Source organism: Gilliamella sp. CG13 (assembly GCF_046635805.1).
In the GTDB taxonomy this organism is placed as follows: Bacteria; Pseudomonadota; Gammaproteobacteria; order Enterobacterales; family Orbaceae; genus Gilliamella; species Gilliamella apicola_I.
Window position 1 is genome coordinate 840,846 of sequence record NZ_JBIDFM010000001.1, and the last position, 21,206, is coordinate 862,051.

Annotated in this window: 12 protein-coding genes and 3 tRNA genes; 9 read left to right on the top strand and 6 right to left on the bottom strand. The window is 33.1% G+C overall.

The genetic code is table 11. From position 1 onward, the window contains the following. Nucleotides 1–180: 180 nt before the first annotated feature. From ACGH6R_RS03815 to ACGH6R_RS03825, 3 genes are all read right to left on the bottom strand, one after another. On the bottom strand, nucleotides 181–2,970 hold the full coding sequence (locus ACGH6R_RS03815) for a filamentous hemagglutinin N-terminal domain-containing protein (RefSeq protein WP_411598945.1): 2,790 nt from the start codon (nucleotides 2,968–2,970) through the stop codon (nucleotides 181–183). A 1,009-nt stretch (nucleotides 2,971–3,979) separates the two neighbouring features. Beyond that, the gene (locus ACGH6R_RS03820) at nucleotides 3,980–6,994 is read right to left on the bottom strand and encodes a filamentous hemagglutinin N-terminal domain-containing protein (RefSeq protein ID WP_411598946.1); all 3,015 of its coding nucleotides are present in this window, start codon (nucleotides 6,992–6,994) and stop codon (nucleotides 3,980–3,982) included. Nucleotides 6,995–7,825: 831 nt separating this feature from the next. After that, nucleotides 7,826–9,517 (bottom strand): ShlB/FhaC/HecB family hemolysin secretion/activation protein, encoded by a 1,692-nt coding sequence (locus tag ACGH6R_RS03825; protein ID WP_267351733.1) that lies wholly within the window; start codon nucleotides 9,515–9,517, stop codon nucleotides 7,826–7,828. Nucleotides 9,518–9,710: 193 nt separating this feature from the next. Here ACGH6R_RS03825 and ACGH6R_RS03830 point away from each other — a divergent pair, with 193 nt between their 5' ends. Together ACGH6R_RS03830 and pabB are read left to right on the top strand one after the other, a co-directional pair. Next, entirely contained in the window at nucleotides 9,711–10,280 is a 570-nt protein-coding gene (locus tag ACGH6R_RS03830; protein WP_267377876.1) for an anthranilate synthase component II, read from the top strand. Between the two features lie 7 nt (nucleotides 10,281–10,287). After that, nucleotides 10,288–12,036, top strand: a complete 1,749-nt coding sequence (gene pabB / locus ACGH6R_RS03835; protein WP_411598947.1) for an aminodeoxychorismate synthase component I — start codon at nucleotides 10,288–10,290, stop codon at nucleotides 12,034–12,036. 50 nt (nucleotides 12,037–12,086) lie between these two features. Here the strand turns inward: pabB and ACGH6R_RS03840 are convergent, their stop codons facing one another. Genes ACGH6R_RS03840 through ACGH6R_RS03850 form a run of 3 tightly spaced genes read right to left on the bottom strand, consistent with a single transcriptional unit; the run spans nucleotide 12,087 to nucleotide 15,574 of the window. Next, nucleotides 12,087–12,671 (bottom strand): membrane integrity-associated transporter subunit PqiC, encoded by a 585-nt coding sequence (locus ACGH6R_RS03840; protein WP_411598948.1) that lies wholly within the window; start codon nucleotides 12,669–12,671, stop codon nucleotides 12,087–12,089. Further along, a complete protein-coding gene (pqiB, locus tag ACGH6R_RS03845; RefSeq protein ID WP_065559049.1) occupies nucleotides 12,671–14,308 on the bottom strand; it encodes an intermembrane transport protein PqiB in 1,638 nt (545 codons plus the stop codon). The genes ACGH6R_RS03840 and pqiB overlap by 1 nt, the downstream gene beginning before the upstream one ends. Nucleotides 14,309–14,323: 15 nt before the next feature. Then, nucleotides 14,324–15,574: a PqiA/YebS family transporter subunit gene (locus tag ACGH6R_RS03850; protein WP_267351739.1), complete on the bottom strand. Its 1,251-nt coding sequence runs from the start codon at nucleotides 15,572–15,574 to the stop codon at nucleotides 14,324–14,326. 501 nt (nucleotides 15,575–16,075) lie between these two features. Here ACGH6R_RS03850 and recA point away from each other — a divergent pair. The 7 genes from recA to ACGH6R_RS03885 all read left to right on the top strand — a co-directional run bounded on the left by recA (nucleotide 16,076) and on the right by ACGH6R_RS03885 (nucleotide 21,206). Next, a complete protein-coding gene (gene recA, locus ACGH6R_RS03855) occupies nucleotides 16,076–17,116 on the top strand; it encodes a recombinase RecA (RefSeq protein ID WP_267351741.1) in 1,041 nt (346 codons plus the stop codon). Then, nucleotides 17,116–17,616: a regulatory protein RecX gene (locus ACGH6R_RS03860; protein WP_267359044.1), complete on the top strand. Its 501-nt coding sequence runs from the start codon at nucleotides 17,116–17,118 to the stop codon at nucleotides 17,614–17,616. Before recA ends, ACGH6R_RS03860 begins: the two co-directional genes overlap by 1 nt. A gap of 206 nt (nucleotides 17,617–17,822) precedes the next feature. Next, nucleotides 17,823–20,456: an alanine--tRNA ligase gene (gene alaS / locus ACGH6R_RS03865; protein WP_267377866.1), complete on the top strand. Its 2,634-nt coding sequence runs from the start codon at nucleotides 17,823–17,825 to the stop codon at nucleotides 20,454–20,456. A 135-nt stretch (nucleotides 20,457–20,591) separates the two neighbouring features. Beyond that, complete coding sequence (csrA, locus tag ACGH6R_RS03870) at nucleotides 20,592–20,792, top strand: carbon storage regulator CsrA (RefSeq protein WP_065559044.1); 201 nt, start codon at nucleotides 20,592–20,594, stop codon at nucleotides 20,790–20,792. 129 nt (nucleotides 20,793–20,921) lie between these two features. After that, nucleotides 20,922–21,014 (top strand) — tRNA-Ser (locus ACGH6R_RS03875). A gap of 20 nt (nucleotides 21,015–21,034) precedes the next feature. Continuing rightward, nucleotides 21,035–21,111: transfer RNA gene (locus ACGH6R_RS03880), tRNA-Arg, on the top strand. 21 nt (nucleotides 21,112–21,132) lie between these two features. After that, nucleotides 21,133–21,206, top strand: a tRNA-Arg gene (locus ACGH6R_RS03885).

Genomic DNA, 21,206 nt, shown 5'->3' on the forward strand with positions numbered 1-21,206 from the left:
TAGGTAAGTTATAGAAATTTTTATGTTTTTTGGGGATTAAAGTGAATGAGTAGAAAGCTCATAAGTTGACAAAGATTGAAAAAATTAATTTTTAAGATCCTAGCTTACCTATTGATGATATATTTCAGTAAACTAGGATCTTATCTTTACAACAAAAAAGAATTAATTGATCAAATTAATCTATTCATCTTTTGCATTAGTGGACTTTCCATTAATTAGACCACGATTAACGATTTTATCAGATAAATTGTCAGTAATAATTTCAGCATTAATCACACCATGCCAATCATTGAGAAAATGATTACCCGCTAATTTAATCTCTCTTTTCGAAATCACATTGCCTTGGTTGTATGTATAATTAGAATTAATAGTTAACTGATCACCAGCTTCAACCTCACCAAAGTTTTCCATATTTGTTATAACATTCAGATCAATATTTTCAGCTTTAATTGAACCAAACCAATCATTTTTTAGGTTGTGACTGACTACTTTTACTTGTTGGTTAGCCAATAATTCACCATTGTTATTAAAATCATTCAGGTTAATATTCATTGTATCATTCGCTATTAATTTATTACGGTTATCAAATCTATTACCTGTGATTTCAATGTTATTTGAATTTATTTCACCAAGCCAATCATTTTTGAAATTATTGCTATTAATTAATAACTTGCCTTCAGTTAAGAGCTTAGCTTGATTGTAAGCGTTTTCGACATTGACATTCAGCTCAGAATTAGCAAAAACTTGATTGTAATTGTCAAATTTTGCACCTACCAACGTAATATTATTAGCTTGTACTTCGCCTTTCCAATCATTTTTGAAGTTGTCACTCGTTATAGATAAATCATTTTTTGCCAATAATTTACCTTGATTGTAAACATTCTTAACATCAATATTGAGTAAGTCATTGGCATTCATTTCGTTATAATTAATAAATTCACCCGTTTCGTTAACTTGATCATTGTTGGTTTTAATGTTCACAAGATTTATTTGATCAGCATTAACTTTACCGTTCCAATCATTTTTAAATGAATCAAAAGATAGATTAATTTTGAAACTTGGTGTTTCTGAACTTTCAGAATGTGGTGAAGGTTCGGGTGAAATTGATGATAAAATTCCTTGATTATAAAGTATTCCTTTTACGGCGATATCGATGGATTGTACACCATTAACAGCACCATAATTTCTAAAGTTATTGCCCTTTAAATCAACGATTTTCGATTGCATTGTACCATTCCAATGATTAAAGACATCATCACTAATAACATTCATATTTTCTATTGATGCTAACACACCGTTATTGGATAACATTTTGGAATTTATGGATAATTCTTTTTGCGATCGAATCAGACCTGTTGAATGATTTTGAATGTTCTGACTTGCTAGCGTTAATTTATTATCTGAGGTTAACGTATTAATATTATTTATATCTACAACGTTAATGATCAAGTTGTCAGTTGCGTTAATTTCTTTATAATTTTCTAGATTTGTTCCTTCAAGTTCTATATTTTTTGACTGAATCACACCAAACCAATCATTTTTGATTTTTTCACTTGATACAGTAATACTTTCTCCTGCTGATAAATTCCCAGCATTTTCAACACTTGATGCTTTAATTTTCACACTTTCAGCCGCATTAATTTTACCCACATTTTTGGTTTGCGCTGCGTTTAATGTAATATTATTAGCACTCACATTCCCTGTCCAGGTACTCAGAAATTCCTCACTTTCTGCGCTAAGATTATTGCCTGCTAATAATCTATTTTCGTTGGCTACCAATTTTTCAGCTTTTAGATTAATGTCTTCTTTAGCATTAACGATGCCATAATTTTTTACTTCTGTTTTTCCCGTTAAAATGACATTTTTTTGACTAATGACTGTGCCATGATTTTCTATATTGTCACTCTTCAATAAGGTGTCTGTCGCAGAATTAAGATTACCACTTACGGTATTTAAAATTTTGCCATTTGTTGATATATCTATCGTTCCCGCACTGGCCATGAGTATCCCATTATTACGAACACCTACCCCTGCTTCAGTACCCACCATCTTAATTTTTCCAGCATACATTCCACCTAATGCTGAAACATCCAGTGCAAATTCAGGTTGTTCGGTATTGGTGGCTGAGGCGACTTTTTCAATCTTTGTCAGATCTGCACTCACCTTCGCTTTACCTGTCACAATATTAATTTCTTTATTCGCCCATAACTTGGCATTGACATTTACACTGCGTGCTATTAAATCAGTATAATCTTGCCCTGAATTTTTTAATCCATCCCCTGTAATGGCTATCTGACCCTTTTCTACTTGATAACCAGTCAATTTTCCATCTTCAATTATCGGTTTACCGGTGGTTAAGGTTGCCCGGTCTGCATTGATGAAACCACAACCATTACAGGTTATGCCTGCCGGGTTGGCGATGACAACTTGGGCTTTTTGACCCGCCACCTCGATGTAACCATTTAATTGGCTGATATTTTGCGAATTCACTTCGTTTAATATTACCTTGGCGCTATTTTGTAGTGATGCATTACCATTAATATTACCAGCTAATTGTGTTTGGCTATCATCACGAGAGTTATTTAAAATGACACCATTTTTTGATACGTCAAATTGGGTATATTTATTATGGGATACGCCATTATTGCTTGGTGCTGCGATATCAATTTGTGTTACACCGTTTGGTAAACCTTGAACGGTTGGACGTTGTTCTTGGCTGGCATTTTGATCAACAGCGATATTATTTGCGTAACTAGATTCAACAATACTAACCATACCAAATGCAATATAGGATAAAAATACTAAGGGTTTTAACATACAGGATTGATCTTTTTGCTTACAATACCCTTCCATTTTTTTTGTGGTTTGATTATGACTAGCCATGACTTGATGAGATTTAACTATTTCAGAAACCACAACAAATAATCCACGAACTTTATTAAAAACGATGCGATAAAAATTTTTATTCATAGTATTTTTCACCTTGTATCTAATGCTGATGTCTGAAAACAAAAGCATATTAAGTTATTAAAAATTAATTAAATTTATAAAAAAAATTAATATCCTTTTATTAACAAGCAAAGATATTAATGGGTTACTACAACTTGAAAAAAATATACAAATTCTGTCATTCGGGTATTTATGGGGATTTTCTATTAACCAACAGAAGATTAATTAGTTTTGATTATCATCAATTTTATGTCGTTAACATGAATAGTTTGACCACTGACTCAATATTTAAAAATTGACGTAAAAAGAACAGTATTTCAAATCACTCATTGGATCTTATTAACAAATAGCTATTGGTTAAATATTGTTTTTATTTGATATATAAATGTAAGTTAATCTTATTTAACATGACTAATAAATATCAAAAAAACAAATAATACTGGAACTGATTGATTTCACAATGGTGTGTCTTTTATTGATTGATGTGAAATTGTGCCTATACCACAAGGCATTCATTGGATAAATAAAGTGTACTATATAAACATTTATTTGAGGTTCGGTCAAAGACTTTATTAAATTATTTTATATATTATTGAAAGAATTTAATTCAATTTTAATTTAAATCAAAAAAATTTAACTTTAGTAAATTTTTATATCAATGTTTTGCGATTTTAATGTTTATTTTTTTAATAAGATGAAAAAATTAGTTTCTAATTAACCATTATTTTTACTTTACTACGTTTTTTCGACATTTATTGCTTTTTAAAGAATAGTGGTGGTTTTAGGGGTAAAAATTTATATGAACAGCATCTAAAAACAGCAATGTTAGAGAAAAGAAGAATTCCATTTGGTCACAATTTTTTTAAGATAGCTAACATTAAAGAGCAGGTTAAATCGGTTTCTATTTTCAGTATATGATTATTTAAATTTCGAAAAATAGACCCTGGTTTTCTAATTTTTTATACATAGAAAACCAGAATCTTAAGTTATAAACAACTGTTCAAGTTAAAAAACATTAGCAATCCATAAGTTATAGTTGATTTTCATCATTTATAATTCCTGTTATTAATCCATAATTCTCAATGTGATTCACTTTCGTTTTAATGTATTTTGCATTCATCACAGCTTTCCAATCATTTCTAAAATAATCAGCATATAACCAGATGTGCATATCAGAATCAACTCGTCCGTAATTATAAAAATTCTTTGTCACAATATTCATTAAATTACTTGTTTCAAATTTTCCATAATTCGATAACTGAGTTGAAAGAATATCTAGGTTTTCAGCTTTAATTACACCATACCAATCATTTTTAAAATTGGTGCCGCCTATTTCTAGATTTCCAAATGTAAATAAGGATTTGTTATTGTAAAAATCACTAACATTGATAGTAATATATCGATTAGCTTTTATTTCGTTCATGTTGTGCATTTTTCCACCGGCGATATCCAGTTTATCGGCATCAACATGAGCTGCCCAATCATTTTTAAAGTCTGCACTATATATACCAATATGATTATTTGATGTAAACCTACCTTGATTGTAGATGTTGCTAACAATGATTTGTAGATCATTAGTCGCATTAAAGGTACTATGATTGTCCAGTTTATCAGCAAATATTGTCACTAAATCAGCTTTGACAATACTTTCATTTCCTTCATTCGAAAAATATGAAGTATTAATATCTAAATTTTCATCAGATAATAACTTAAATTTATTATATAACTGTTTCACCCCAATATTTAGGGAATCTTGAGCAGTTATTAAACCTTTATTTTCTAATGTTGTACCGGATAGATCAATTTTGTCAGCGCTTATTGAAGCATTCATCTCATTTTTTAGTTTGTCACCCTGAATGCTTAATTCATGTTTCGCCAATATCTTCCCTTGGTTATAAAAATCCTTAGATTTAATTTTAATTTGATCTTTTGACTGTATCGAACCAAAGTTAGAAAAACTTTCATTGACGATCTGTTGGTCGAAATCAATTAAATTAGCGTTGATTGTTCCTTGCCAATCATTTTTAAAATTCTTATTCTGATTTACTTTTAGAGTTTTTATTGCATCAAATTGACCATTATTGTAAAAATCATTACTTTCAACGATTATTTTACTGGATGAGTATACCGAACCTTTATTTTCAAAATAATCATTATTGGCATATAATTCACCGACTTTTATTTTGCCAAAAGCGGTATTAATAAAGTCACTACCCAATTCATAAAAATAGCCTACATCGATAAGACCTTCGTTAACACTTTTATGTGGATTTATTAACTTGAAATAATCAGCTATTATTTTGCCATTGATGCCATTGTTATAGTTTATTTCAGCAGATATATCCAATGCGCCAGTTAAAATTGTACCATCAGAATCGAAATTTTGTGTTATAACTTCCGCATCATAAGCGTTTATTATTCCGTCTTTTTTGTTAGAAAATTCTATACTATTAATCCTGATTTCGTTTCTTCCCACTAATTCATTAAGATTCGTGATACTTTTAACATTCATAGTTAATCTATTGTCGGCAACAAGTTGACCATAATTGACAAATTCGTCACCAAAAATTTTGATATTATTTGATTCAATTTTGCCTTTCCAATCATTTTTGAATTTTCTACTGTTTATAGTGACTTCTTTTTTAGCAGCTAATTTTTTATTATTTTCAAACTGATTTGCGAGCAGATTAATTGTGTCATTTACGTTAATATTGCCTGTATTTTTTGCCATATTCGCATCAATTTTTAGATTTTGCGCTTTTATATTTGCTGAATAACTATTATCAAACTCTTTACTCGTTGTTGTAATCTGTTTACCCGAAGATATTAATCCTTGGTTACCAACCCAACTTTCTGCATTAAGCGTGATATCACCTTGCGCATTTAATCTATCAACATTTTTTATTTCTGCTTTACTGGATAATACAATGTTTTTTGAACTTTCAATTGTTGAATGGTTTTCAATTCCACCATAAGTCGTTTTGAATTCAAGGTTTTGCGCTGAACTGATATAACCAGCATTAATTACTTTGCCATCGTTAGTTACAGTTAATGTTCCTGCATTTGCCAATAACGTACCATTATTTCGTACACCAACGCCATGTTCTGTCCCAACCATTCTAATTTTATCCGCATACATGCCCCCTAATCTTGAGACATCTATGCCAAACTCGGGTTGTCCAACGTTATTATCAATGCCTTGTTTATCGATATGTTTTAAATCAGCGCTAACTTTTGCTTTACCCGCTATAACATTGATTTCCTTATTTGCCCATAATTTAGCATTGATATTGACACTTCGAGCGATCAGATCGCTATAATCTTGTCCAGTATTATTTAGACCATTACCTGTAATTTGAATTTGACCTTTTTCGACTAAATAACCATCTAGGTTACCATTTGTTACAATCGGTTTACCGGTTGTTAAGGTCACTCTATCAGCATTGATAAACCCACAACCATCACAGGTGATCCCGGCTGGATTGGCGATGACCACCTGTGCTTTTTGTCCGGCGACTTCAATATAACCATTTAATTGGCTGATATTGTTAGAATTAACTTCATTTAAAATGACTTTTGCGCTGTTTTGTAATAGTGGATTACCATTGATATTTCCTGCTAGTTGTGTATTCGTGCCACCAGTAGCATTATTAAGAATCACACCCTTTTTTGACACATCAAATTGAGTATATTTATTATGAGACACACCGTTTCTACTCGGTGCAACAATATTGATTTGTGTTGTACCATTTTGTAATTCCTTAACGACAGGACGTTGATTTTGATTGGCTAAGGGATCAACCACAATACCTTTTGCATAAGTTGTACCAACAATACTTACCATACCTAATGCAATATAGGATAAAAATGCAAGTGGTTTTAATGTGCAATATTTTGTATCGTTATTTGAATTCTGTTTAATATCCGTTTTTTTAGCTTTTCGGCTGCAACGTGATATCGCCTGATGTGATTTTACAATTTCAGATACCACAACGAACAATCCACGAGTTTTATTAAAAACAATGCGATAAAAATTTTTATTCATAGTATGTCTCACCTTTCATAGATCTACTCTTTTTTACTCAAAAAGAATCGGAATTTTCTTAAAAACCAGTCATTTTATAAAAATCAATTTATTCTATAATCAAGGCATAAATTAAGATTACTGTTTTACAAAATGACTAATATCAATTAGTTACTACAATGAAAAAATGACTACAGTGTAATTAACAATCTGTTAATTGAATTGAATCAAATCCAATTAATATCAATAGTTAATATAACTTTTTACTGCAAAATGTAATGTGAAATTAAGCTCATATCCATTAGTCATCGTTTTGTATAAGTTATCGATAGTTAACTTTCATAAAATAGGACTATTCAAATAAGGTTAATTCAAGTTATAAAAAGGAAATTTAATAGAATCTAACAACCTGTATAGCGAAATTAGATGGCTATTCTTTTATGGCTGACTGAATGCTTACAATCAACAAAAATAGTGACCTTTTTAATGTTATGTATCTTATCTTGGTGGTAAGAGTTAAGACTTTTCCGCGATTAATAAACACTTAAAAAAACTGTAATCAATTTATTAATATTTGATCGTTTTATCATCAGTTTACAAAGTAATGATAAAACCCATGATTATGCGGTTTAGATAAGATAACTTATATATAATAATCTTTAAATAAACTTTCAGTCAAAGGTTTATTTAAAATATCTTCATTAGCTTTACAAAAAATTTTTTTAATTTTTCTTCATTAACTAATGCATTAATTATTATGGAGTTATTTAATTGATTTTATTTAGTACTTATTATTGTTTATTGAAAACAATAATAAGTACTAATTTATTGTTGGCTAAATGATAGGTAACACTAATAAGTCCAATTTAAATAGAATCCGAGTGTTAAATGATTAGTATTAAATTTGTCAGGTTTATGTAGGGGCACGCCAGCAAACATATCATAATAAAGACCAAAGTGACGTCCTCTGATTCCGATAGCCGAACCGACTAATTTTTTACCCGTCAGATTTTCGGAATTTCCCCCAAATACGCCACCGGCATCCAGTCCTAAATATAATTGCTGGTTTAGTGGCGTATACCATATTAAATCATTGCGAATAAACCAGCCATTATCGGCACTTAACATCTCTTCACCATCAAATCCTCGTACCGTCCAACGACTACCAATCGAAAATCGATCCGGTGCAGTTAATTTATTACGTCGAGTGTATTGTCCTTGTGAATCAAGGCTGTATCCAAAATTTTGATTACCGAGTTTAAAAGGCACATAAACGGATAAATTAGCATTAATGATATCGGTTAGAGCACTACCGATTTCAGATTTTTCTTCAAATGCTTTTTGTGCGCCAAACCAACGTACGCCTTTTTGATAAGATGCACCTGCATAAACAACGATATTATCGAAGTAGTGACTATGCTGTAAGCCAATTCGCCAATTGCTTGTTTTGCGCCGCTGAATTTCGATTTCGGTATCATTGATGAAATTGTGAGACTCTCTTAAATTGATGCCATAACTTAATATTGTTTTTTGCGCTTCATTACGGTGCAATACTCGGCTAATTTGAAAATTATAATATTTACTTCGTCCTTTATATTGATAATCGACCACATCCGAAATTTTTTGATTATAGGTATTTGCATACATTGAGGCATCAAAAAGCCAATAACCAAATGGGACAGAATAGGCAAATAGATAATTTTTTGAGCCATAATCGTCCACTCCCTCTAAATTATGTCCACCAGAAACATAAAAACTGTCACTGAGACCAAGTGGATTATCCAAATAAAGTGTAAGCCCACCTTGATAGCGACCCGTACTTTTTGATCCCGAATTATCTAACGATAATCCTATTCGCCAATATTTCGATTGTTGACGTTGGATAACAATATCTGTTTCACCGGCCTCTTCTCCTGGTAATAATTGGATTTGAGCACTGGCAGTTGGAATTCGCTGAAAATTTTCAAGTCCTTGTTCGATAGCGCGTAAGTTAAGTAAATCCCCTTTTTTTAATGGCATATTACTTGTTAAATTGGCTCTGGTGTCACTATCTGATGAATAAAAAATATTTCTTACCGTTCCTTTCAGCAACAATAAAGTAAATGTTCCTGAATTAAGATCTTGTTGAGGCGCCAAAACCCGTGTTGTGATATAGCCATAACTAATAAGCTGATTTTGTAATTCCGTCATCAGTAAATTTAAACCTTTGCCACCCAAGCAACGACCTTCCGCTTGTTTGGCTAACGTATTTAACGGTATGGTAATTGGAAAGGCATCACGTTCTAACAATTCAACATGTTGAATCGGAAAACAAAATTCCTCTTCAGGAAAATTGATCGTCTGAATTTTTTGTAAAGGTGACATTAAACTTACATTAGGTGTTTTAGTTGACAATGCCTCTTCTGTTGCTTTTTGTCTTTCTTGTTGGTAGATCAGCTGCTGATCACTGATCTTTCGTTCTTGTGCTGTCGGTAACTGCTCAGCAAATACGTTATTTGAAAAGATAAAACTTATTACTACAATTAACAATACTCTGATTTTCATCATTTTTCCTATTATTGTATTTTAGTTTGCGCTAATGTTAATTCGATAATCGAATTTAGTCCATAAAAAAATAGACATGCGTTAAAAATAATCAGTTCAATCGTTAAAATCTTTTCTAAATAAAAGAAAATATATTAGGATATATCAGCATGAAAATTTGAAATAAATCGTTTGAAATCTCGCAGGCAATATTTTGATTATACTAATTGATAATTATGATTCTTTTACGTTTAATATTTATGATTATCTTTGTCGAGCTAAAGCCAAAGTTAAAGTGATTAAAAATAATGAGATGACAATTGACCAATTGAAAAAATTGAACTTTTCTAAAATTGTTCTCTCACCAGGACCGGGGAGTCCTAGCAATGCAGGAATAACTCTTTCCGTTCTAGCTGAATTCAATCGTAGCTGCCCAATATTCGGGATCTGTTTAGGACATCAAGCAATAGCACAGTATTTTGGATATGAGATTGTCAAATCTCCGCAACCAATGCACGGTAAACTCGATAATATTAATCATGATGGTCAAGGAATCTTTACTGGAATTGACAATCCACTGACGGTAGTGCGTTATCACTCTTTAATGGTAAGGGATAATTTATTACCTGCATCATCACCACTCATTGTCACCGCACGAAATAAACAAGGATTGATTATGGGATTACGCCATAAATATTTACCTATTGAGTCGGTACAATTTCATCCTGAAGCAATCAAAACAGATTGTGGTTTGCAAATCATCAAAAATTTTGTTCATCAATAGGATTTACATGAAAGTTCATATCGATTTTGAAGGTCAACATAAATATTTTTGCGATCCCATAAAAATATTAGCAACAACTAAAGTGTCATCCATAAAAAAATGCTTAGAAGAGATTGAATCATTTATTGCACAAGGATTTTATGCAGTAGGATATTTAGCCTATGAGAGTGCAATGGGCTTTAATCAGGCTAATCAAACCCAATCCAATCCGCCTCAAGATACCGATTTACCTCTACTATTATTTGGTATTTATGATAAATACTCATCTCACCCCCCTAAATCAATACCTCATTATCAGGCAGAACCATTAGTATTAAGCTGTGATACAACTATTGAAGAATATAATCAAAAAATTGATTTTATCCGTTCTCAAATTGAATTAGGAAATACTTATCAAACCAATTATACCATTCAATTTAAAGCGCCTTTTGACGGAAATCCAATTGATTATTACTATTTTCTTCAAAAAAATAATCAGGCAGATTATTGCGCTTATCTTGAACATGATGATTATCATATTTTATCGATTTCACCCGAGTTATTTTTTAGGATTGAAAATAAAACGATTACCACTAAACCGATGAAAGGCACCATAGGGCGTGGTTTGACTACACAACAAGATAATCAACAACGCCTTTTGCTGATGTCAGAAAAAAATTTAGCAGAAAATATGATGATTGTTGATTTACTTCGCAATGATTTAAGTCAAATTTCCAAACCCGGCACGGTTGTTGTACCAACGCTCTTTTCTGCTGAAAAATATCCAACCGTGTGGCAATTAACCTCAACTATTGAGGGGCAATTAATTGAAGATATTCATTTATTCGACATTTTTCGAGCATTATTTCCATGCGGTTCAATCACCGGTGCGCCAAAAGTTAGTACGATGCAAATTATCGCTCAAATTGAGAACACTGCTCGAGGGGTCTATTGCGGCACGATTGGATATATTGAACCATTTGGACATAAAATGGTATTTAACGTGCCAATTCGCACATTAACGATAAATCAGCAACATATGCATTATGGTGTGGGTGGAGGGATTACCTGGGATTCCACTTCACAAGATGAATATAACGAAATTTTAATTAAATCAGCAATTTTAAATCGTACAATTACCATACCAGAATACATTATTGAATCACTGTTACTTGAAAATGGTCAGTTTTTTTTATTGGATCAGCATTTAACAAGATTAACTGATTCTGCAAGTTATTTTAATTTTGAGTGCAATATCCGTATCATTAAGTTAGCCCTAATGAATCTGGCAAACACCTATTCTAAAAATTTGTATAAAATACGGATTTTACTTAGAGAAAATGGGCAGTTTGAGATTAATCATGATAGTATTATCACGCCTTTGCAAATCGCCGAAATTGAGTTTGCTCCAAATTGTATTAATAACCAGAATCTCTTTTTATACCACAAAACATCAATTCGGCATCATTTTCCGGCACTAACCCCTGCAAAAGAGTATATTATCTTTAATCAACATGACGAAATCACAGAGTTTGTTAATGGTAATATCGCGTTATTGGTTGATAATCAATGGGTAACCCCCAAAATCACCTCTGGTTTACTGGCAGGGACAATGCGGCAATTTTATTTGGAATCAAAACAATTAGTTGAAAAAACACTGACTAAAAAAGACGTATTACACGCTGAAAAGATTGCATTCATTAATAGTGTTCGCAAATGGGTGGAAATTGATGATAAAGTTTTTAACCACTTCAAACAACAATTAAAAACTCAATGATATAAAGGTAACGATTTCGCCAACTCAATGGCGAAATGTTATCGAATCTCTTAACGTGTTATCGAGGTGGCAAAGTCACGCTCTTCATCCTGCCAACCTTTCGATAATGCATTGACTAATGCGGCATAGCCATTATTTTTTAACGCTATACGATGTTCAAAAAATTTTGTTTCAATATTTTCTTTACTATCTTTAACAACCCAACGCCCTTTTATTATCGCATCGCCGGTGTAACTGCCATGAAATCCATCAATAAATAGTTTGACGGTCAATGTTGGGGTAGTAATTGCTTTGGTTGAAACTAAATAATGAGGTAGAAAAATCGCTAAATCTTGTTCTAAACGATCACCAAGTTGTTGTGAAAGCGATGATCCCCATAAATTGTTTGAAGCCGTAACAAACTGAATATTATCCGTTTGCAAAACAATCCCTTGTTTGTTTAAAAAACTAGCTACATCTATGGATTCAATCCATATAAAACCATGCGCTGAATTCAAGGTTTGTGAACGTTGATTTTGTAAATGACTCTCTAATTGAAAGTAATGTTTTTCAGCGGTTCCTGAAGAACAGCCAACTAATGTCGTTAATAATGCCATAATCCCAATTGTAAAAATGCGATTTATTATACTCTTCATTATTTTTTACCTTTTGCTTTGGGTTCCAAATCTTGTTTAACAGGTGCAGAGAATATTAAAGCATTGCTTTTATCATTCAATGTGCTTAACAATGGCGTCAACTCATCCATCATTTGTTGAATTTTTTGTAAACTCTCTTTTATTTGATTATTCATTTCTGAACCAGGTTGTAATTCTTTCATTGTATCGTTCAATGAGCGTAACGCTTTTTGCAGATCTTTTGGCATCGTTTGCATCTCTTTGCTTGCCATGATCTTATTCAACGAATTCATTAAACGCTCACTCGATGCCAATGATTGATTAAACTGATCCATTGTTTTATTTAATGGTAAATTATTGAAGTTATCTAATAATTGTAAAATTTTAGCTTGTATTTGTGCTATGCCTGTTGAAGTAGTGTCGATGGTATCATAACCATATTGCACAGCTGTTTTTTCATTGTATTCATTTTTTAAATCAGGATAAAAATCCAAATCAATATACAGCGCACCCGTAAATAAATTTGATGTTTTAAGCGAAGCTCTTAAACCATTTTTTTGTTCTTCCATGATCTGCTTTGCAATATCGATTTTTTCATCCACTAAGTCGGATAAACGATCAGGCTCAATCTTAATTAAGACCGGTACTTTTTGATTCAGTATTGACGATTCATTTAACATGTCTATGGTATAAAATGGCACTTTGCTAACTGTACCGAGTCTTATTCCATGATACTCAACCGGTGCGCCAACATTTAGCCCCGATATGGAATCTGAAATCATGATCAGGAACTCTTTATATTGAGTGTATTGAGATTCTTGTATCGACTTTTTATCATCGTATAATTGATATAATGCATACTGCTGTGCTGGAGCCCCCAATTTAGATCCATCCGGTAAATCAAAACTGATTCCCCCAGATAACAGAACATCTAAAGAAGGAAAATTCAAACTTGCACCCATAGAAGAAAGTGTTAAATTAATTCCACCTTCTTTCCAAAATCTAACATTTTGTGTCACTAGCGCATCATAAGGCTCTTTGATGAAAATTTGATATTTCATTTTACGCGCTTCAACATCAAACAACGAGGTTTCTACATTCCCTACCCGATAGCCTCTAAACATCACTGAAGCACCACGCGGTATCATTCCGCTTTGATCACTTTCTAAATTTAACCGAATACCCTTAATACTAGGATCGGATATGGGTGGCGAATCAGACAATTCAAACGGATCGTTTTTAAAGCTATGTTTATCATTTCCTGCGACTAATTCAATATAAACACCCGATAAAATCGTACCTAATCCCGTAACTCCATCACGCCCTATTTCTGGTTTAACCACCCAAAATATGGAGTCATTTTTAAGCAAAGGCTCCATATTTTTATAGATTCGTCCTTTGATGACAACTTGATTATAATCATCCGATAACGTCACTTGATCTATTATGCCTACATCAACACTACGATTTTTAATCACCGTTTTTCCAGCAACAATACCACTAGCATCTTTTGCCAGCAAAGTGAAGGATGTACCTCTATCAGCAAAATGAGAGTAAATTATCCAAAGCCCAACAATTACAGTAACAATAGGGATAATCCATATTGCTGAGATAGCTCTGATTTTGATAATTTTTGCTAATCTATTTGAATTTGTCATATGTTTCCTATAACGCTAATTTCTAATTGGTCTACGATCCCAAATTAATCGAGGATCAAATTTTTGCGATGCAATCATTGTCACAATTACGACGGTGGCAAAAAATACAACACCAATATCTGGATATACCCCCATCATTTGTTGATTTCTAACTAATGAACACACGACAGAAACCACAAAGATATCAATCATTGACCATTTACCGATAAATTCGACAGCACTATATAATTTTTTCATTCTCAAACAATTTTGTTTATTTTTTCGCTTAACCGCTAAGGCAAAATAACAGAGCCAGCTAAGTGAAATAATTTTCAAAATTGGAATAACAACACTCGCTGTAAAAATAATTAACGCAACAGGAACATCACCCGCTTGCCACATATAGATGACCCCATCCATAATGGTTGAAGTCGATGATGAACCAAATACAACCGTTATCATAATGCCATATAAATTTGCTGGAATATAAATTAGTAATGAAGTTGTTAGTAATGCAATCGTCCATTGTATTTTATTACGGTTTCGAATCTGACTTTTCTGTTTACATCGAGGACATTTAGCATACTCAAAAGGAACAATAGCCTGACAACAGCTACATAACTTTAATTTTTGACTGATTGCCGTTTTACCTGTTTTTAATTCGCCTTTAGCAAAATTATTTGTTTTAATCTCATTCCAAATTGCATCCGGAGAAAAAATAACTAACGCTTTTATATAAAAAAAGGCGAATAAACAAAAAGCCCAAAATGAACTGGTTACGCCGATATTACCGTAACTCATCAATTTAACAAAGCTAACCAGTACCCCTGTTAGAAATATTTCTGGCATGCACCAGTGTTGAAATCTTTCGTATACAACTAACAGATCTCTTTTGCGATATTTTGAAAGCTCTATTTTAGAGCAAAGTAGCGCAATAATTGCTAAATTAATAACGGGAAAAAGCAATACAAACACGACAAAAAGCGCCGAAATATAACTGTAATTATCATCAAATAGTGTTTTAGGTATATCAATAACACTTACGCCATTAAAATTACCGACCAGACGAATATCAATAAATATAAAATGACTTGCTGCGATAACCATTATCAATGCACATATGGCGTAGATCATCGCTTTAAACTTCATATCTGCATTATTTTTAGCTAAGGTGGTATTACAACGAGGACATACCGCCTTATGTTTTAAAAGAATATCAGATAGCTCTACAACCAAATCGCAATTTGGGCACAATTCATATTCATTACATTGTTTATCAATGGTCATTATTTCCCTTTATGTAAGCGCTAATGAGATATGTAAAAAAAGTTAAGTTTAGCATAACATTTAAGTCTAAAGCTTTAAACAATTTGATCGACAAAAAATTGACTTCAATAAGATTAACTTAATTCGTATATGACTTATTAATCGCATTAAACTCACAGTAACAAATACCATTTTGCAGGAAAAACGAGCAAATAATATCCAATTTTTACCTTATTTACTTTCTATTTTTTCAATTATTTTTTTTGATAAACAAGTTCATTGGTTTTTATTTGTCTCAATGTATTGCTGGCTAACACTTATCTCGAATTGAACTAAACTATCTCTATTTTTAGTCCCTCACTTAAGTCTAAATTAGCGCATGAATTTAGTCGACTTCATGAAAAAAAACATTTTATTATGTATCAGTTATTATCTATTTTATTTAAAGCAAAAAAAACTTGATACTGTATAACAATACAGTATAATACCACCCAATATGCTAACTCAGTGGAATTTTATTATATGAACGAAAACAAACAACGTGCACTTTCAGCAGCATTAAGTCAAATCGAAAAACAATTTGGTAAAGGTTCTATTATGCGTTTAGGGGATACCCAAACGTTAGATGTTGATGCCGTCTCAACTGGTTCTTTAGGACTTGATATTGCATTAGGCATTGGTGGCTTACCAATGGGGCGAATAGTTGAAATTTTTGGACCAGAATCATCAGGTAAAACCACATTAACATTATCGGTTATTGCACAGGCTCAAAAAGAAGGTAAAACTTGCGCATTTATTGATGCAGAACACGCCTTAGATCCAATTTATGCAGCTAAATTAGGTGTACAAGTTGATGACTTATTAGTTTCACAACCCGACACCGGTGAACAAGCACTTGAAATTTGTGATGCATTAGTTCGTTCTGGCGCAGTTGATGTGATCATTGTCGACTCGGTAGCAGCATTAACACCTAAGGCTGAAATTGAAGGTGAAATGGGTGATTCGCATATGGGGTTACAAGCTCGTTTGATGTCACAAGCCCTGCGAAAACTTACTGCAAATATTAAAAATGCGAATTGTTTAGTCGTATTTATTAACCAAATTCGGATGAAAATTGGTGTGATGTTTGGTAACCCAGAAACCACAACTGGTGGTAATGCACTTAAATTCTACGCATCTGTTCGTTTAGATATCCGTCGTACTGGTGCAGTAAAAGAAGGCGAAGATGTGATTGGTAGTGACACACGAGTTAAAGTTGTTAAAAATAAAGTCGCAGCGCCATTTAGACAAGCTGAATTTCAAATACTATATGGTTGTGGTATTTCTAAAGATGGTGAATTAATTGATTTAGGTGTCAAACATAAATTAGTTGATAAAGCGGGGGCATGGTATAGCTATAACGGCGAAAAAGTGGGTCAAGGAAAAGCGAATTCAATTAAATTTTTACAAGAGCATCCCGAAATTGCCAATGAACTTGAAACTAAATTACGAGAACTATTATTAAATAGTCCTGCGGTTTTTTCTGATGAAGACGCATCACCAGAAGATGAAAGTTTTGAGTAATGAGCAAAAAACTCAATAAATCTATCTTAAATAAAGCTGTGCAATTACTTGCACAGCGTGACCATTCATCCTATAAATTAAACCAAAAACTAACACTATTTTTTGCCAAAAAAATCAAAAGTTCGGACGAAGAGTATCACGAACAATACCATCAACTTAGCTCAGAAATTAATGATGTTATTGAGTATTGTATTGAGCAAAATTGGATGAATGATGCCCAATATATTGAAAAATATATTACTATGCGAGCTAACAAAGGATATGGTAAATACCGAATTGCATTAGAACTTAAGCAACGAGGTTTAGCAACCGACTTAAGCCGTGAAATTCTGAATAATTCAGATATAAATTGGTCTGAAATTGCTCACCAACAATTAATTAAAAAATTTAAACAAATTGATCCCAAAAATAAACCTTTGTGGTACAAAAACATACAATTCTTAACAACCCGAGGTTATACACAAGATGATGTAAAAAATGTGTACAGTTTGTTGACTTAAACTGGTAAAATATCTAAAATGTATTCAATCGAAGTTTGAACGATACCCTTTACGAATAAAGCTCACTAGGTCATTTTATTTTTTCCTTATTTACTTGTAATATTAGCTAGATTCACTGCAGTATAAAGAACATCTACTATTCAACTTTAGTTGTAACGGGTATATTACTATATTTAAATATCTATCATTTTTATATGGAAGCCTAAATGAAAAGCACTGCAGAAATTCGTCAAAATTTTCTTGACTTTTTCAATAGCAAAGGACACGAAATCGTAGCAAGTAGTTCCCTTGTTCCACATAATGATCCAACATTACTATTCACTAATGCTGGAATGAATCAATTTAAAGATGTATTTCTTGGTATAGATAAACGTCCTTATAGTCGAGCAACAACAGCACAACGTTGCGTACGCGCTGGCGGTAAACATAACGATCTTGATAATGTTGGCTACACAGCTAGACATCATACTTTCTTTGAAATGCTAGGTAATTTTAGTTTTGGTGATTACTTCAAACGTGATGCAATTCATTTTGCATGGGAATTATTAACCAGTAAAGAATGGTTTAATCTTCCAAAAGATAAGCTTACTGTTACTGTTTATGAAACAGATGACGAAGCTTATGCTATTTGGGAAAAAGATATCGGTATTCCAAAAGAACGTATTATACGAATTGGCGATAATAAAGGTGCACCTTATGCATCTGATAACTTTTGGCAAATGGGTGATACCGGCCCTTGTGGACCGTGTACCGAAATTTTTTATGATCATGGTGATCATTTATGGGGTGGACCTCCAGGTAGCCCTGAAGAAGATGGTGACCGTTTCATTGAAATTTGGAATATCGTCTTTATGCAGTTTAATCGCCATGCCGACGGTACCATGGAGCCTTTACCTAAACCTTCTGTTGATACAGGTATGGGACTTGAACGTATTGCTGCCGTACTGCAACATGTTAACTCTAATTACGATATTGACTTATTTAAACAGTTAATTAAAGATGCAGCTGAAATTATTCAAACTAAAGATTTAGAAAATAAATCTTTGCGAGTTATTGCCGATCATATTCGATCTTGTGCGTTTTTAATTTCAGATGGTGTGATGCCTTCCAATGAAGGTCGTGGCTATGTATTACGTCGAATCATCCGACGAGCAGTACGACATGGTCATATGCTTGGCGCAAAAGGAATATTCTTCTATAAACTGGTAAAACCATTAATTAACGTAATGGAAAATGCCGCAGTAGAATTAAATAATAATCGTGAACATGTTGAAAATACCCTGAGACTAGAAGAAGAACAATTCTTAAAAACATTAGAACGTGGTTTATTCTTACTTGATCAAGAATTAGCAAAAATTACAGGTCATGTTTTACCGGGTGATATTGCCTTTAAGCTTTATGATACTTACGGTTTCCCATTAGACTTAACGGCTGATGTCTGCCGTGAAAAAAATATCACGATTGATGAAGTCGGTTTTAATAACTGTATGGAAGAGCAACGAAAACGCGCGCGTGAATCAAGTTCATTTAGTGTTGATTATAGCAATGTGATTAAACTTGATGAGGTAACTGAATTTTTAGGTTATCAAGCAACAGAATCTTCCGCAAAAGTTATAGCGATTTTTAAAAATGGCCAAAAAGTTGACAGTATTCATGCCGGTGAAGACGCTATTGTGATATTAGATAAAACCCCTTTCTATGGTGAGTCTGGTGGTCAAATTGGCGATAAAGGTGTCTTAACCAATGCTAACCTTGAATACACCGTTTTTGATAGTCAGAAATATGGTAAAAGTATTGGTCATTTAGGGCAGATCGTAAAAGGATCCCTAAAAGTTGGTGATAATGTTACTGCAGCGATTGATGTTGAGCTACGTGAACGCATTCGTCGTAATCATTCTGCTACACATTTATTGCAAGCTGCACTGCAACAAATTTTAGGCAATCATGTCCATCAAAAAGGTTCATTAGTCAATGATAGCTATCTGCGTTTTGACTTTTCACATAATCAAGCCATAACAGCAGAGCAAATTACTGAAATTGAAAATCTGGTGAATCAACAAATACGTCGTAACTTACCTGTCGATATTGAGTTAATGCCAATAGATGAAGCTAAAAATAGAGGCGCTATGGCATTATTTGGTGAGAAATACGAAGACATTGTTAGAGTGCTAACAATGGGAGATTTTTCGATTGAATTGTGCGGAGGTACGCATGTTGATCGAACTGGTGATATAGGTCTATTTAAAATTACCTCAGAATCCAGCATTGCTTCTGGTGTTCGTCGTATTGAAGCTACAACAGGGCAAAATGCAATGGAGTACATACACCATGAATCCAATTTGTTAACGCAAATTGAACAATTGGTAAAAAGCGACAAATCTACAGTTTTAGTTCGTATTGAGCAATTGCTTGAACAAACTAAACAGTTAGAGAAAACCATAGAGCAATTAAATGCACAAAAAGCTAGCCAACAAAGTGCACAACTGCTCAATCAATGTGAAAACATTGGTAATAAAAATTTGCTAATCGCTAAACTTGATAATGTCGAAGCGAAACAATTGCGCACAATGATTGATGATCTTAAAAATCAATTGAAGTCTGGAGTAATTGTTCTTGCTGCTGTTAATGGTGACAAAATTAATTTAGCTGCTGGTGTAACAAATGATTTAATTAATATTGTTAAAGCTGGCGAATTAGTATCTCAATTAGCATTAATGGTAGGTGGTAAAGGTGGTGGGCGGCCTGATTTCGCCCAAGCAGGTGGAATGGATCTTTCAGCGTTACCAGGAGCGTTATCTTCTGTGAAAAAGGAAATCAGTAATAAATTACAAGCTAGTTAGTGAGATAGATTCGATTGACTTAAAACAAGCCAACAGAGTTTGTCTTTTAAATCCATTATTGTGTTTATTGATGGACTAACGAAGCTACTTTTTATAACAGTTTGGATATATAAATAACTGAGAGTAGGAGATCGAATGTTAATTTTAACTCGGAGAGTAGGTGAAACACTAATTATTGGTGACGATGTTGTTATTACCATTTTGGGCGTGAAAGGCAATCAGGTCAGAATTGGTATTAATGCACCTAAAGAAGTTTCTATTCATCGTGAAGAAATCTATAACAGAATCCATCAAGCACAAAACAAGGCTGATGAGGTTTCTGAGCCTAAAGAATAGCAATATTTTGGGCACGAATTAAACAACTAGAACGCGTAAGCAAAAAAATGTTTGACTTATTTTTTGTAAACCGTAATATGTGCGCCACACATAATGATTTTGTTGTTCAGATAAAATCATGGTTGTTTTGGTGAGATGGCCGAGAGGCTGAAGGCGCTCCCCTGCTAAGGGAGTATGCGGTCAAAAGCTGCATCGAGGGTTCGAATCCCTCTCTCACCGCCATTTTTAAAAATTTAAAATATGCATCCGTAGCTCAGCTGGATAGAGTACCCGGCTACGAACCGGGCGGTCAGGGGTTCGAATCCCTTCGGATGCACCATTTTAACAAAATTCAAAATATGCATCCGTAGCTCAGCTGGATAGAGTACCCGGCTACGAACCGGGCGGTCAGGGGTTCGAATCCCTTCGGATGGC